Annotated in this window: 15 protein-coding genes; 7 read left to right on the top strand and 8 right to left on the bottom strand. The window is 70.6% G+C overall.

Annotation, left to right across the window (positions count from 1 at the left end; all coding sequences use genetic code 11):
- Window positions 1-16 precede the first annotated feature (16 nt).
- The gene (locus OG844_RS22900) at window positions 17-514 is read right to left on the bottom strand and encodes a carboxymuconolactone decarboxylase family protein (RefSeq protein WP_406392723.1); all 498 of its coding nucleotides are present in this window, start codon (window positions 512-514) and stop codon (window positions 17-19) included.
- 47 nt (window positions 515-561) lie between these two features.
- On the opposite strand from OG844_RS22900, the gene OG844_RS22895 reads away from it, so the two are divergent.
- The 3 genes from OG844_RS22895 to OG844_RS22885 all read left to right on the top strand — a co-directional run bounded on the left by OG844_RS22895 (window position 562) and on the right by OG844_RS22885 (window position 3,546).
- Complete coding sequence (locus OG844_RS22895) at window positions 562-1,962, top strand: PLP-dependent aminotransferase family protein (protein ID WP_406392721.1); 1,401 nt, start codon at window positions 562-564, stop codon at window positions 1,960-1,962.
- A 114-nt stretch (window positions 1,963-2,076) separates the two neighbouring features.
- The gene (locus tag OG844_RS22890; protein WP_406392719.1) at window positions 2,077-2,352 is read left to right on the top strand and encodes a hypothetical protein; all 276 of its coding nucleotides are present in this window, start codon (window positions 2,077-2,079) and stop codon (window positions 2,350-2,352) included.
- 6 nt (window positions 2,353-2,358) lie between these two features.
- A complete protein-coding gene (locus OG844_RS22885; RefSeq protein ID WP_406392718.1) occupies window positions 2,359-3,546 on the top strand; it encodes a glutathionylspermidine synthase family protein in 1,188 nt (395 codons plus the stop codon).
- A 204-nt stretch (window positions 3,547-3,750) separates the two neighbouring features.
- Here the strand turns inward: OG844_RS22885 and rocD are convergent, their stop codons facing one another.
- The 4 genes from rocD to OG844_RS22865 all read right to left on the bottom strand — a co-directional run bounded on the left by rocD (window position 3,751) and on the right by OG844_RS22865 (window position 7,665).
- Window positions 3,751-4,956 carry an ornithine--oxo-acid transaminase gene (gene rocD / locus OG844_RS22880; RefSeq protein ID WP_406392716.1) on the bottom strand — a complete coding sequence of 402 codons (1,206 nt, stop codon included), beginning with the start codon at window positions 4,954-4,956 and terminating at the stop codon, window positions 3,751-3,753.
- 138 nt (window positions 4,957-5,094) lie between these two features.
- The gene (locus tag OG844_RS22875) at window positions 5,095-5,850 is read right to left on the bottom strand and encodes a hypothetical protein (protein WP_406392714.1); all 756 of its coding nucleotides are present in this window, start codon (window positions 5,848-5,850) and stop codon (window positions 5,095-5,097) included.
- A gap of 155 nt (window positions 5,851-6,005) precedes the next feature.
- The gene (locus OG844_RS22870) at window positions 6,006-6,923 is read right to left on the bottom strand and encodes a hypothetical protein (RefSeq protein ID WP_406392713.1); all 918 of its coding nucleotides are present in this window, start codon (window positions 6,921-6,923) and stop codon (window positions 6,006-6,008) included.
- Window positions 6,916-7,665: an RNA polymerase sigma factor gene (locus OG844_RS22865; RefSeq protein WP_406392712.1), complete on the bottom strand. Its 750-nt coding sequence runs from the start codon at window positions 7,663-7,665 to the stop codon at window positions 6,916-6,918. The genes OG844_RS22870 and OG844_RS22865 overlap by 8 nt, the downstream gene beginning before the upstream one ends.
- Window positions 7,666-7,683: 18 nt before the next feature.
- Between OG844_RS22865 and trpS the strand changes: the two genes are divergently transcribed.
- Complete coding sequence (gene trpS / locus OG844_RS22860; RefSeq protein ID WP_406392711.1) at window positions 7,684-8,697, top strand: tryptophan--tRNA ligase; 1,014 nt, start codon at window positions 7,684-7,686, stop codon at window positions 8,695-8,697.
- A 90-nt stretch (window positions 8,698-8,787) separates the two neighbouring features.
- Window positions 8,788-9,378, top strand: a complete 591-nt coding sequence (locus tag OG844_RS22855; protein ID WP_406392710.1) for a 2'-5' RNA ligase family protein — start codon at window positions 8,788-8,790, stop codon at window positions 9,376-9,378.
- Window positions 9,379-9,502: 124 nt separating this feature from the next.
- Here the strand turns inward: OG844_RS22855 and OG844_RS22850 are convergent, their stop codons facing one another.
- Together OG844_RS22850 and OG844_RS22845 are read right to left on the bottom strand one after the other, a co-directional pair.
- Entirely contained in the window at window positions 9,503-10,258 is a 756-nt protein-coding gene (locus OG844_RS22850; protein WP_406392708.1) for a decaprenylphospho-beta-D-erythro-pentofuranosid-2-ulose 2-reductase, read from the bottom strand.
- Between the two features lie 156 nt (window positions 10,259-10,414).
- On the bottom strand, window positions 10,415-11,767 hold the full coding sequence (locus OG844_RS22845; protein WP_406392707.1) for an FAD-binding oxidoreductase: 1,353 nt from the start codon (window positions 11,765-11,767) through the stop codon (window positions 10,415-10,417).
- Between the two features lie 128 nt (window positions 11,768-11,895).
- On the opposite strand from OG844_RS22845, the gene OG844_RS22840 reads away from it, so the two are divergent.
- Window positions 11,896-12,819 carry a YihY/virulence factor BrkB family protein gene (locus OG844_RS22840; protein ID WP_406392705.1) on the top strand — a complete coding sequence of 308 codons (924 nt, stop codon included), beginning with the start codon at window positions 11,896-11,898 and terminating at the stop codon, window positions 12,817-12,819.
- On the opposite strand, the gene OG844_RS22835 is transcribed toward OG844_RS22840, so the two are convergent.
- The gene (locus OG844_RS22835) at window positions 12,767-14,038 is read right to left on the bottom strand and encodes a D-alanyl-D-alanine carboxypeptidase family protein (protein WP_406392703.1); all 1,272 of its coding nucleotides are present in this window, start codon (window positions 14,036-14,038) and stop codon (window positions 12,767-12,769) included. The genes OG844_RS22840 and OG844_RS22835 overlap by 53 nt on opposite strands.
- Before the next feature lie 121 nt (window positions 14,039-14,159).
- Here OG844_RS22835 and OG844_RS22830 point away from each other — a divergent pair, with 121 nt between their 5' ends.
- Entirely contained in the window at window positions 14,160-14,405 is a 246-nt protein-coding gene (locus OG844_RS22830; RefSeq protein WP_406392701.1) for an SCO4848 family membrane protein, read from the top strand.
- Window positions 14,406-14,465: the final 60 nt, after the last annotated feature.

The following is a 14,465-nucleotide window of genomic DNA, read 5'->3' as shown; positions in this document are numbered from 1 at the left end:
GGAGTTCACCGCCGTCTCAGTGCTTGATGTCGCCGGGCGTGTAGTGGCCGGGTACCTGACGGGTGGCCACCCCGAACCTATTCCAGGCGTTGATCACCGTGATGGCTGCGATCAGCTGGCTGAGCTCGGCCTCCTCGAACTGCTTGGCGGCCTTCGCGTACACCTCGTCCGGTACGAACCCGTCGGTCAGGACCGTCACGGCCTCCGTCAGCTCGATCGCCGCCAGCTCCTTCTCCGTGTAGAAGTGCTGCGACTCCTCCCAGGCGCTGAGCTGGACGATCCTCTCGACGGACTCACCCGCGGCGAGCGCGTCCTTCGAGTGCATGTCCAGACAGAGGGCGCAGCGGTTGAGCTGCGAGGCCCGGATCTTCACCAGTTCGAGCAGCGTCGGGTCGAGCCCCTTACGCGAGGCGGCGTCCAGCCGGACCATGGCCTTGTAGACCTCGGGGGAGAGTGTGGCCCACTGCAGTCGGGCGGGGTGTTCGGGGGCGTGGCTGTGTTCGTCGGTCGTCATGCCTACGACGCTACGGCGCCGGTGGCGCACCGGTATGGTCCATTTCCATGACAGATTCCTGGGCCGCTTTCGGTGCCGACCTGCACATCGAACCGGTCGGCGCGGGGGTGCGGAGCGGGCTGATGAACGCACTGCGGGAGGCGGTCCGTACGGGGCGGCTGGCCCCCGGCACCCGACTGCCCTCGTCCCGTACGCTCGCCGTGGATCTCGGGGTCGCCCGCAACACCGTCGCCGACGCCTACGCCGAACTCGTCGCCGAGGGCTGGCTCACCGCACAGCAGGGTTCGGGGACGAGGGTCGCGCAGCGGGCCGCCCCGCGCCGGCCGGCCGCGCGGACCGCGAGATCCCGGCAGGTACGGCGCCGGCCCGCTCACAACCTCATGCCCGGATCCCCCGATCTGTCGGCGTTCCCACGCGCCGAGTGGCTCAAGGCGTCCCGGCGCGCCCTGACCGCCGCCCCCAACGAGGCCTTCGGGTACGGGGATGCGCAGGGGCGCATCGAACTGCGCACCGTGCTGGCGGACTATCTGGCGCGGGTGCGCGGTGTGGACGCGGACCCGGAACGCATCGTGATCTGCTCCGGGTTCGTCCACGGGCTGATGCTGATCGGGAAGGTGCTGCGGAAGCGGCGGGTCAAGGAGGTCGCGGTCGAGTCGTACGGTCTCGACATCCACTGGAACCTCCTGTCCGAAGCGGGACTGCGCACCCCGTGTCTGCCGGTGGACGAGCTCGGAGCCAGGGGCGGGGAGTTGGGCGACATGCGAGGCGTCGGCGCGGTGCTGATGACCCCCGCGCACCAGTTCCCGACGGGTACGCCCCTCCACCCCGATCGGCGGGCCGCGACAATCGACTGGGCGCGGTCCGCGTCGGGCCTGATCCTGGAGGACGACTACGACGGGGAGTTCCGCTACGACCGCCAGCCGGTGGGCGCACTCCAAGGGCTGGACCCGGAACGGGTCGTCTACCTGGGGACGTCCAGCAAGTCGCTGGCACCGGGGCTGCGGCTGGCCTGGATGGTTCTGCCGGAAGGGCTCGTGGGAGAGGTGTGCGAGGCGAAGGGGGGCTTCGACTGGATGTCCGGGACGCTGGACCAGCTGACACTCGCCCAGTTCATGGATTCGGGGGCCTACGACCGCCATGTGCGCGCGATGCGGCTGCGCTACCGGCGCCGCCGCGACCAGCTCGTCGAGGCGCTCGCCGAGCGTGCCCCGGACATCCGTGTGAGCGGCATCGCGGCCGGACTGCACGCGGTGCTCGAACTCCCCGAAGGAACCGAGCGGTCGGTGGTCCAGGCGGCGGCCTGGCAGGGACTCGCCATCGAGGGACTGTCGCGCTTCCGGCACCGGGACGCGGTTGTGGGCCGGGACGGCCTGGTGATCGGCTACGGATCTCCGACGGAGAGCGCCTGGGCGGGCTCGCTGGACGCGCTCTGCCGGGTGCTGCCGTAGGCGTGGATGTCCGGACGAACGGGGGAGCGTGAGCACCTGATTTCAGCCGAGCCGGTCGGGCATCTAATCTGACTGCATCCAGTGGCTCGTGGGTACGACGGGGGAGAACAGAAGATGGTCAGGCGCAGGCTCAGGTCGGGCACCGTGGTGCTCGGCGGCATGGGGGTGCTCGCGGCGACGCTCACCTCCTGCAGTTCGGAACCGGACCGACGGTGCGTCGACCCGGTGACCCAGGAAATACTGCCGAGTTACGAGTGCAGCGACAGCAACGGCAGCGGTTCGTACTACTACGGCGGCAGCAACTCCCACAACAAAGTCTCCGGCGGAAGTTTCAACAAGTCCGCGGTCGAGCGCGACGGATTCGGATCTTCCGGATCCGGCGGCGGCTGAGCTGTCATGGAGCGCCGCACCATCGAGCCGCGTCCCGGCTGGCAGGAGACCGTGGAGGAGCAGGGGCTGATCTACCCCCTGACCCGCTACCCGGACGGATCCCTGCGCCCGTACTGGGACGAGAGCGCCTACTACGTCTTCTCGCTGCCCGAGGTCGAGGCGCTCGAAGAGGTCGTGGAGGAGCTGCACACGATGTGCCTGGCCGCCGCCGGGCACATCGTCGAACAGGACCGCTTCACCGATCTGGGCATCACCGACCGCCGACTGGCGGGACTGATCGCCGAGTCCTGGCGGCGCCGGGCCGAACTCCCCTCTCTGTACGGCCGGTTCGATCTGCGGTACGACGGGACCGGTCCGGCGAAGATGCTGGAGTACAACGCCGACACCCCGACCTCGTTGGTGGAGGCCGCCAGCCCTCAGTGGTTCTGGATGGAGGACCGCTTCCCGGGTGCCGACCAGTGGAACTCCCTTCACGAGCGTCTCGTCGAGGCATGGAAGCGGCAGGCCCCGCTGCTGCCGCCCGGGCCGCTGTACTTCGCCCACTCCGACGGCGACGAACTGGGCGAGGACCTGATGACGGTCGCCTATCTGCGCGAGACCGCCGCGCAGGCCGGCCTGGAGACCGAGGCACTCTCCGTCGAACAGATCGGCTGGGACCGGCTGGCCGGCCGCTTCGTGGACGAGCGGCTCCGCTTCATCCGCAGTTGCTTCAAGCTCTACCCGTGGGAGTGGCTGGCGACCGACCGCTTCGGGCCGCATGTGCTGGACACCCTCGACAACGGGGGCGGGACAGGCACCACCTGCTGGATCGAGCCCGCCTGGAAGATGCTCCTCTCCAACAAGGCGCTCCTGGCTGTCCTGTGGGAGCTGTACCCCGGTCACCCCAATCTGCTGCCCTCCTATCTCGACGGGCCCCGCGAGCTGGCCGGGCCCGGTGGAGCGGGCTACGTCGCCAAGCCCCTGCTCGGCCGGGAGGGTGCCGGAGTCACCATCCACGAGCCGGGCAGCGAACCGGTGCTGCGCGACGAACCCTGCTGCTACCAGGAACTGGCGCCGCTGGCCGACTTCGCGGGCAACCGCGTAGTCCTCGGCGCCTGGGTGGTCGAAAACGAGGCGGCCGGGCTCGGAATCAGGGAATCGGCGGGGCTGGTCACGGACGAATACGCTCGCTTCCTGCCCCACGTCATCCTCTGAGGGCCTGCGCGGCCGTCCGGGCCGCGCTGCCCGGAGCCCGGGCCCCGGGCAGCCGGGCGCTCCCGGGAGGCCGGACCCGGTGCGGGCCTCCCCGCGCCGATCCCCGTGCGGCCCGTCCCCAGGAGGCCGGACCCGGTGCGGTCGGCCCTTCCCGGGCGGCCGGGCCCCGACCGGGTCTGTCAGGTGCTCAGCACACCCTGGACCTCAGGCGCTCAGCACGCCGCGCAGCTGGTCCAGGCCCCAGTTCAGATCCTCCTTGCTGATCACCAGAGGAGGGGCGATCCGGATCGTCGACCCATGGGTGTCCTTGACCAGCACCCCGCGATCCATCAGCTTCTCCGAGATCTCCCTGCCCGTCCCGAGACCCGGGGAGATATCGACCCCCGCCCACAGACCACGGCCCCGGACGGCTTCCACCGCCCCCTCACCGGCCAGCAGCCCCAGCTCGTGGTGGAGGTGGTCACCCAGCTCCGCCGCCCGCTGCTGGAACTCACCGGTGCGCAGCATCGCGACCACCTCCAGCGCCACCGCGCAGGCCAGAGGGTTCCCGCCGAACGTCGATCCGTGCTCACCCGGCCGGTAGACACCGAGCACCGCGGCCGACGAGACCACGGCCGACACCGGCACGACACCACCGCCGAGCGCCTTGCCCAGCACGTACATGTCGGGAACCACGCCCTCGTGCTCACACGCGAAGGTCTTGCCGGTACGGCCGAGCCCCGACTGGATCTCGTCCGCGATGAACAGGACGTTCCGCTCCCGGGTCAGCTTCCGGACCCCCGGCAGATAGCCAGGCGGCGGCACCAGCACCCCCGCCTCGCCCTGGATCGGCTCGATCAGCACCGCCACGGTGTTCTCGGTCATCGCCTCGCTGAGCGCGGTCAGGTCCCCGTACGGCACGATCTCGAACCCCGGCGTGTACGGGCCGAAGTCCGCCCGCGCCTCGGTGTCCGTGGAGAAGCTGACGATCGTGGTCGTCCTGCCGTGGAAGTTGCCGGCGGCAACGATGATTTTCGCCATGCCGTCCGGGACACCCTTGACGCGGTACCCCCACTTGCGCGCGGTCTTCACCGCCGTCTCCACCGCCTCCGCTCCGGTGTTCATGGGCAGCACCATCTCCATGCCGCACAGCTCGGCGAGCTGTGTACAGAAGTCGGCGAACCGGTCGTGGTGGAAGGCGCGCGAGGTCAGCGTCACGCGCTCCAGCTGGGCCTTGGCCGCGTCGATGAGGCGCCTGTTGCCGTGGCCGAAGTTGAGGGCCGAGTAACCGGCGAGCATGTCGAGGTAGCGGCGGCCCTCGACATCGGTCATCCAGGCTCCGTCCGCGGAGGCGACGACGACCGGCAACGGGTGGTAGTTGTGCGCGCTGTGCGCCTCGGCGGAGGCGATGGCAGTTTCCGTGGTCGACACGGGATCTCCGTTCGTCGTGCGGCGTGGGCGGGGTGTGCCCACTTTGTATCGTCGGTCGGATCCGGGACGAGGAAACCTCCACCGTGCGGCGCGCCTCCGAACCCCGGTGCACCGCTTCCTGTCCCTTCACCCCGCCGCTCAGCGGTCGAGCAGCTCCTGACGCCGCCCCGGCTCCCGTCGCCCACCCCTCGAACGCAGGGCCGGGGCAAGCGCCGCGCCCATCGCGAGCCCGGGTATCGCCCACCACCAGTGGTCGAGGCGCTCGTACGGCCCGTCATCGCCTGCTGCGGCCGCAGCAGCGTCCGTCCGGCCGGGGGAGGGCGCGTCATCCGGTGCCGGCGCGTCACCTGCCCGGGCCCCTGCGGAGGACGCCTGGGCGCTCTCGCTCTCCCAGCGGCCGGGATACAGCGCGGGTCCCCCTTTCTCGGGGTTCGGCCGGCCCATCAGACCCAGTTCGTCCAGGAGGGCGATCAGCTTCTTGGGCTCGGCGGCGCGGTGCCAGAGACCCCGATAGGTGGCCGGGACCTGTGCGGCCGTGTGTATCCAGACGGTGTCGGGGTCGGACCCGGGGAACACCCGGTCCGTCCGGGTCGGCTGCAGGTCGAGCGCCATCCATGTCACGTTGATCTGCCGGGTCGCCGAGGAGCCGTCCAGCGACGCAGGCCGGCGGCGGTCGCCCTTGTCCGGCGGGCCCAGCAGACGGGACAGCCGGCCGAATTCCGGATCCGACACGTAGAGGGCGGCGGCCTCGCCGCTCGACGGCGAGGTGACCAGCACGCTCGTCTGCCCGCCCGCCACCGCGCTGGGCGCAAGCAGCACGCCCAGCCCGAGGACCGTCACCAGAACGGCGACACGCCGCCGCACCCACCCCCGCTGCTCCTGTCGCTTTCGCATGTCATCCCCTCCCCCTACCTGTGTCCGGTGCGGACCCTCCGGACCGGACACATCTGATACACCGCCGGGCCCTTCGAGGTTCCGTCCGGAAGCCGGTTGTTTTCCGGTCCGTCCGTTCGTCCAGAGATCAGAGATCAGAGATCAGAGATCAGAGATCAGAGAGCGGACTCGGCGACGGCGCGCGCCCGCTCCAGCGAGTCCACGCCTTCCAGCCGCAGCGTCATCTGTCCGCCCCGGACCCACAACAGCGTCGGCCCTGCGGTCCGTTCGGACCGGACCCACCGCAGTCCGTCCTTCCCGACCAACCCGAAGGTCAGTTGATGGGGCTGCGCGAACCAGAGCGCCTGCGTCGGCGCGCCGTCCTCCGTGCCCAGCTCCAGCCACTGCGGCTGGATGCGGACCTGCTTGGTGAAGTACGGATCGAGACCGGACGCGAACTCGTCGAGCCGAATGGTCCGCCCCCGCTCGTGCCAGCACAGGGTGACCATCCACCGGCGCTCCGGCAGGCCCGTCACGGCCACCGCGTCCGGGGGCCCGAGCTCGCCTGGGACCACCGGCCGGAAGCCGGCTCGCCGAGCCGCCTCGGCGAGCGGCACCGACTCGGTGCAGTCCGGGGCGGCCGGATCCCCGCCCGTATGGGGTGCGCCGGTGGTGTCGGCGCCCGGTGCCCGCGACGCGCCGGCCGGGCCGCTGGGCTCCGCCGACGGTGCGTACCGCACCTGGACCCCGCCGAAGTCGAACCACTCCACGACCGCCGCCCTGACAGGGGGCGTGAGCACCAGCACGATGAGCAGACCCGAGAGGGCGGCGGTCAGCATCCGTGCGTGTCTGCGGGCCCACGCGCCGGTCCGCTCCCGCAGATCCGGAGGCTCGCGCACCGGTGTGGGTGCGGCTTCGGCGACGATCTGCGCCAGCACGCGCTCGGCCATCGTGCGGCCGTCGGTCGCCGGCACCTCCAGGCCGCGGCCCAGGGCCAGGAGCTCCGCCCGCAGCCGCGCCCGGTCCTCATCGCCCTCCGGGCCCAAGCGGTCGCGCTCCGGCCCCGGGCGCACCGGATCGTCCATCTCAGCCATTCCTCTCACCTCCTTCCTGCCCCGGACCCGGGCCCAACTGCCCGCCGAGCCGCTGTTCCAGCTTCTTCAGCCCGCGGTTCAGACGGGACTTCACCGTCCCGCGCGGCCAGCCCAGCGCCTGCGCGGTCTCCGCCTCGTCCATTTCGAGCAGATAGCGGCAGGTCACCGCCTGACGCTGCTCCTCGGTGAGCTCTTCCAGCGCGGCCGACAGCAGGGTCCGCCGCTCCTCCGCCAGCGCCGCCATCGCGGGATCCGCCGCATCGGGTATCAACGGGTCGGCACCTTGGAATCTGGCCTCGCGCCCGGCCACCGCCTGTGCGCGCCCCGCCGACCGGATTGTGTTTCTCGTCTCATTCACCACGATCCGCAGCAGCCACGGACGGAAGGACGCACCGTCCCGGAAACGCCCCAGAGCCTGGTAGGCCTTGAAGAACGCGGACTGCACCACGTCCTCCGCGTCGGCCCCGGCACCGAAGGCCACGGCCGCCCGCAGTGCGACACCCGTGTGGGCGCGTACGAGCTGCGCGTATGCCTCCGCCTCGCCGGCGCGCACACGAGCGATCACCGCAGCCTCGCCATCGGCCGTGTCCCCGATCCGTCCACCGGACTGGCCCCCGGCACGCCCGACGACACCGCTCCCGGACCTGTCGTCGACGGTGCGGCCCCCCTCCGGCCCTGGCTGCAGGGCCCCCTCCCGCGTCCTCACACCTTTCATACACCGGCTGCCGGAGATCGGTTCCATACCTGAGACAATGAGTTCATGGCCTCTGATCGACCCCGTGTGCTCTCCGGAATCCAGCCCACCGCAGGCTCGTTCCACCTCGGCAACTACCTCGGCGCGGTCCGCCAGTGGGTGGCGCTGCAGGAGTCCCACGACGCGTTCTACATGGTGGTGGACCTGCACGCGATCACCGTTCCGCAGGACCCCGCGGAGCTGCGGGCGAACACCCGGCTCGCTGCCGCCCAGCTGCTGGCCGCCGGGCTCGACCCCGAGCGGTGCACGCTCTTCGTCCAGAGTCATGTTCCCGAACACGCCCAGCTCGGCTGGATCATGAACTGCCTCACCGGCTTCGGCGAGGCGTCCCGCATGACGCAGTTCAAGGACAAGTCCGCCAAGCAGGGCACCGAACGGGCGACCGTGGGACTCTTCACCTACCCGGTGCTCCAGGTGGCCGACATCCTGCTCTACCAGGCCAACCAGGTCCCGGTCGGCGAGGACCAGCGCCAGCACATCGAGCTCACGCGAGACCTCGCCGAGCGCTTCAACGGCCGCTTCGGGCAGACGTTCACCATCCCGGCGCCGTACATCCTCAAGGAGACGGCGAAGATCTTCGACCTCCAGGACCCGGCGGTCAAGATGAGCAAGTCGGCGTCCACTCCGAAGGGTCTGATCAACCTGCTGGACGACCCGAAGGTCACCGCCAAGAAGGTCAGGAGCGCGGTCACCGACACGGACACCGTCATCCGCTTCGACGCGGAGAAGAAGCCCGGCGTCAGCAACCTCCTGACCATCTACTCCACCCTCACCGGAACCGCCGTCGCAGATCTCGAACAGAAGTACGAGGGAAAGGGTTACGGCGCGCTGAAGACGGACCTCGCGGAGGTCATGGTGGAGTTCGTCACCCCGTTCCGGACCCGCACCCAGGAATATCTGGACGACCCGGAGACGCTGGATTCCATCCTGGCCAAGGGAGCGGAGAAGGCCAGAGCCGTCGCCGCCGAGACGCTGGCGCAGACATACGACCGCATGGGACTTCTGCCGGCGAAGCACTGAGTCCAAGGACCCTGGCGAGATCACGGCCCGAGGGTTCACACTGGCGTCGGCACGACCGAAAACCGACCATCGACGATTGAGGAGAACGATGTGGGGACCGTAACGCTTGGCGTTTCGATCGCGGTCCCGGAGCCCTACGGCAGCCTGCTCCAGGAGCGGCGCGCGAGCTTCGGGGACCCTGCCGCGTACGGCATTCCCACCCATGTCACCCTTCTCCCGCCGACGGAGGCCGACGCGGCCGACCTGCCGGCGATCGAGGCGCACCTCGCCCAGATCGCCACGGTCGGCCGCGCCTTCCCGATGAGGCTGTCCGGAACGGGTAGCTTCCGCCCGCTGTCACCGGTCGTCTTCGTCCAGGTCGTCGAAGGCGCCTCGGCCTGTTCCTGGCTCCAGAAGCGGATCCGGGAGGCCTCCGGGCCGCTGGTGCGCGAGCTCCAGTTCCCGTACCACCCGCACGTGACCGTGGCGCACGGCATCGCGGAGGACGCGATGGACCGCGCGTACGAGGAGCTCTCCACGTACGAGGCGGCGTGGAGCTGCGGTTCCTTCGCTCTCTACGAGCAGGGCGCCGACAGCGTCTGGCGCAAGATCAACGAGTTCCCGTTCGGGGCCGGCGGCGGCGCACCCGCCGTGCCGGCCCAGGGCGGCTGCTCCGTGGACCAGCCGTCCCTGCAGCCCTGACGAACCGGCGCGGGACCCCGGCCCCGGCCCCCGCAGTCCTGACACCGCTCCGGTCCCGCCCCGCCGGTCCGCCGGAAGCCGCGGACCGGGTGCCCGGTCCGCGGCCGTCGTTCGCCGAGCGGGCCTAGACCGGCAGCCGCCGGAACAGCGGGCGCGGAACGTGCCGCAGCGCCGACATCACCACCCGCAGGGCGCCGGGTACCCACACCGTCTCCGAGCGCCGCCGCAGACCCGTCACGATCGCGTCGGCGACCGCGCCCGGAGTCGTCGCGAGCGGCGCCTCCTGACGGCCTGCGGTCATCTTCGACCGTACGAAGCCGGGACGGACGACCATCACATGCACCCCCGTACCGTGCAGCGCGTCCCCGAGCCCCTGTGCGAAGGCGTCCAGGCCCGCCTTGCTCGATCCGTAGATGAAGTCGGCGCGCCGGGCGCGCTCGCCCGCCACGGAGGAGAGCACCACCAGCGATCCGTGGCCCTGCGCCTGGAGTGCGCCGGCGCACACCAGGCCGGCGGCAACCGCCCCCGTGTAGTTGGTCTGGGCGACCCGGACCGCCGAGAGCGGATCCTCCTCGTCGCGCGCCTGGTCGCCGAGGATGCCGAAAGCCAGCAGCACCGTGTCGATGTCACCCTCGGTGAAGAGCTTTCCGAGCACCTCCTCGTGCGACTCGGTGTCGAGCGCGTCGAAGGCGACGGTTCGCACGTCCGCCCCCAGTTCCCGCAGCTCGGCGGCTGCCCTCTCCAGGGCGGGGGAAGGCCGGCCTGCCAGCCGGACCGTGCGGGTACGGCGGGAGATCAGGCGGCGCGCGGTGGCCAGGCCGATCTCCGAGGTGCCGCCGAGGACGAGCAGGGACTGCGGGGCACCGAAGGCGTCCTTCACGAGAGATCTCCTAGCGACGGCGGAACGGACGGCAGGGCGAGCGGCGAAACGGACGACAGGGCGAGCGGCGGAACGGACTGCGGCAGTCGCGCGGCGGAACGGACTGTGGCAGACGGGCGGAGCGGCAGACGGGCACGTGGGCACATGGGCAAGCGGTCAGAGCGCGAGACGGCGCGACAGATCCGACCGGAAGGCTCCCCCGGGGTCCAGCTCCGCCCGCAGGGTGCGGAATTCGGGCAGCCGAGGGTACATCGTGGCCAGCGCTTCCGGCCGCAGCCGTGCGTCCTTCGCCAGGCAGACCCGGCCACCGGCCGCCGCCACCTCGTCGTCGAGACCGTCCAGGAAGCGCGCCAGGCCGGGCAGCCCGGCGGGCAGGCCGAAGGAGAGCGTCCAGCCGGGCGCGGGGAACGAGAGCCAGCCCGGACCGGCTTCGCCGAACCGCCCGAGCACGGCGTGGAACGCGGGGCACCGGCGCGCCGAGATCCGCCCGACGATGCGGTGCAGGGTCTCCTCCTGGCCGTACCCGACGGCGAACTGGTAGTGCACGAAGCCGCTGCGCCCGTAGAGGCGGTTCCAGTGCGGGACGGCGTCCATGGGGTGGAAGAAGGCGGAGAGCTTCTGCAGTTCCCCGGAGCGGGACACGGGTGCGCTGCGGTAGCGGAGCTCGCTGAAGAGCGCTGCGGAGGTCCGGCCGAGCAGTCCCTCCGGTACGAGAGCGGGCGGCGTGGCGGACAGCTGTTTCGGGCGGAACACCAGCGGTGTGCGCCGGGCGCGCGCCGGGAGCGCATCGAGTGGTGCATGCTCCCCCCGAGTGAGGACGGCGCGCCCCCTCGCCTTCCCCCGCGCCAGAAGATCGATCCAGGCCGTCGCATAGGGCGCGCTGTGCCCGGATGACGCGAGGCGGGCCAGTGCCTCGTCCAGATCGGCGGCCCGCTCGGTGTCGACCGTCATGAGGGAGGTCGCGACGCGGCGGAACCGGAGCGTCGCGGAGAGGACGACCCCGGTGAGGCCCAGGCCACCCGCGGTCGCGTCGAACAGGTCGGTGCCGGGCAGCACCGTACGTACCTCGCCGTCGGCGGTCAGCAGTTCCAGCGCGCGCACATGCCGTGTGAAGGAGCCGGCGGCCGGGTGGTTGCTGCCGTGGACGTCGGCGCCGATCGCCCCGCCGACGGTGACATGGCGGGTCCGTGGGGTGACCGGCACGAACCAGCCGAGCGGCAGCAGAACGGTCATCAGCCGGTGCAGGCTCACCCCGGCATCGCAGACCACGGTGCCGGTGTCGGCGTCGAACGTGCGGATCCGGTCCAACGCGGTCATGTCGACCACGGAGCCGCCCGCGTTCTGGGCCGCGTCGCCGTGGGCACGGCCCAGCCCGCGGGCGACGACACCGCGGGGCCCGCAGCCGCGCACGGCGGCGACGGCCTCTTCGTGGGTACGGGGGCGAAACCGCAGAGCGGTCGTCGGGGCGGTGCGGCCCCAGCCGGTCATGGACACCGTGTCGACGGACATGAGGGTGACCGTATCGCCCGAGAAAACCCATTTGAGGGATTTGTTACAGAGCTCACCGAAATGGGTGATTGGTGGTCCCGGGGGGCCCAGACTCCGGTTTTCTCCGCCCAGAGGGGTACGCGTACGTCATGGACTGGCTGAAAAAACTCCCCGTCATCGGGCCGCTCGTCACACGGCTGATGATGACGCACGCCTGGCGCTCCTACGAGACGCTGGATCGGGTCCACTGGACGAGGCTCGCCGCAGCCATCACCTTCATCAGCTTTCTCGCGCTCTTCCCGCTCATCGCGGTCGGCGCGGCAATCGGTGCCGCGCTGCTCTCCGACGAGCAACTGGAGAAGATCAAGGACAAGTTGGCCGAGCAGGTGCCGGGCATCTCGGACCAGCTCGGCATCGACAATCTGGTGGCCCACGCGGGCACCGTCGGGCTCGTCGCCGGTGTGCTGCTGCTCTTCACCGGCATCGGCTGGGTCGGTGCGATGCGGGACTGTCTGCGCGCCGTCTGGGAGAAGGACGACGTGGACGAGGGCAATCCGGTCATCCGCAGGCTCAAGGACGGCGGCCTGCTGCTCGGCCTCGGCGGTGCGGCGCTCGTGACACTCGCCGCCTCGACCGTCGGCTCGACGGCCATCGGCTGGACGGCCGATCTGCTGGGCATCCCCGAGGGCGGTGCCGGCGGTGTGCTGCTCCAGGTGGCCGCCGTCGCGGTCGCGGTGTTCGCCGACTTCCTGCTGCTGCTCTATCTGCTGACCCTGCTGCCCGGCGTGGAGCCGCCGCGCCGTCGGCTGATCGTCGCGGGGCTCGTCGGCGCGGTCGGCTTCGAGCTGCTCAAGCTGCTGCTGGGCAGCTACATGAAGGGCGTCGCGTCGAAGAGCATGTACGGCGCCTTCGGCGTGCCGGTCGCGCTGCTGCTCTGGATCAACTTCACTGCCAAGCTGCTCCTGCTCTGCGCCGCATGGACGGCGACGCCGAGCAAGGAGGAGAGCGCGACCGATTCCGTCAGCGACGGGGGAGGCGACGCACCAGATCGGGCAGCGGCCAGCGCCGGTTGACCAGGAACACGCCGGAGCCGAGGACCACCAGCAGCCCGCCGACGATCGACAGGGCCGTCCACACCCCGCTGGTGCCGGTGGCAGCGGTGGTCGCCGCGTGCTTCTTCCCGGCCCCGGTCCCGGTCGCCGACCCGGCCTTGCCGGCTTCCGTGGCGCCTTCCTGCTGCGCGCCCTTACCGGTCCCGGTGGTCGCGGACTTCGGAGGGACCAGTTCGCCGACCGGGGTCACCTTGCCGCTCGACGCGAAGCCCCAGTCGAGAAGACTCGCCGCCTCCTTGTAGACGGCGTGGCTCTCCTCCGACGACGGGTTCATGACGGTGACGAGCAGTACCTTGCCGTTGCGCTCGGCGACACCGGTGAAGGTGTTGCCCGCGTGCGTGGTGTAGCCGTTCTTGACGCCCGCGATGCCCTTGTACGGCTCCACGCCGATGTCACCGGTGATCAGCCGGTTGGTGTTCTGGATCTCGAAGGACTCTCGCTTCTTGCCCTTCTTCTTCTCCCCGGGGAACGCGGCGGTCGCCGTCGCGCTGTACTCCCGGAAGTCGGCCTTCTGGAGACCGCTGCGGGCGAACAGTGTCAGGTCGTACGCGCTGGAGACCTGGTTCGGGGCGTCGTAGCCGTCCGGCGAGACGACCGTCGTGTCGAGCGCCTGCAGTTCCTCGGCGTGCCGCTGCATGGCCGCGACCGTCGCGGGCACGCCACCGTACATCGAGGACAGCACGTGCACCGCGTCGTTGCCGGAGCGCAGGAACACACCGAGCCACAGGTCGTGGACCGTGTAGGCGTGGTCCTCCTTGATGCCCACCAGGCTGCTGCCCTGGCCGACACCGGCGAGCTCCTCCTCCGTCACCAGGTGCGTCATGGTCCTGGGCTGGAGCGCGGGCAGGACCGTGTCGGCGAACAGCATCTTCAGGGTGGAGGCGGGCGGCAGTCGCCAGTGGGAGTTGTGGGCCGCGAGCACCTGTCCGTTCTCCGCGTCCGCGACGATCCACGAGCGGGCGGTGAGGTCCTTCGGCAGGACCGGTGCGCCGCCGCCCAGGTTGACCTGGGTGCCGACCTCCCCGAGCTGCTCGCCGCCGACCGTCGACATCGGGCCGGTCGGCTTCGGCTGTTTGTCGTCGGTCTTGTCCTTATCGGCCGCGACCGCGGGACGGACGACACAGACGGACAGCAACGCGGCGGCGAGGACCGTCAATACGGTCTTTTTTAGAGCAGGCACGGTCGGAAACGTACATGGCGAAGCTGAGGATGGGGACCCGGATGGTCTGACCCGCCGTGCATACCGCCGAGACAGCCCACCCCGGGCGACCGGGCCTGAGGGCGGCGGCGATACTGAATCCATGAAGCTCAGCCGCCCCGTCTCCTGGTTCCTGCTCGCGTTCGGGGTGTGGAGCTGGTTCATCTGGATCACTTTCGCCAAGAACTTGTGGAAGGACGGCAGCGGACTGGCGTTCGATGACGCGGGTGACCCGACTGCGTACTTCTGGGTCCATCTCCTGCTCACCATCACGTCGTTTCTTCTGGGGACGGCCGTCGGAGTCATCGGGTTCCGTGGGGTCAGGGCTTCGCGCCGCGAACGCACATGACAAGCAGGGCAAAGGCGAAGGTCCGGGCACGGGCGGGAGCAGGCACACAGGTGGGCGGGG

It is taken from the genome of Streptomyces sp. NBC_00887, assembly GCF_045207585.1.
This window is presented reverse-complemented; position numbering and strand designations above follow the sequence as displayed.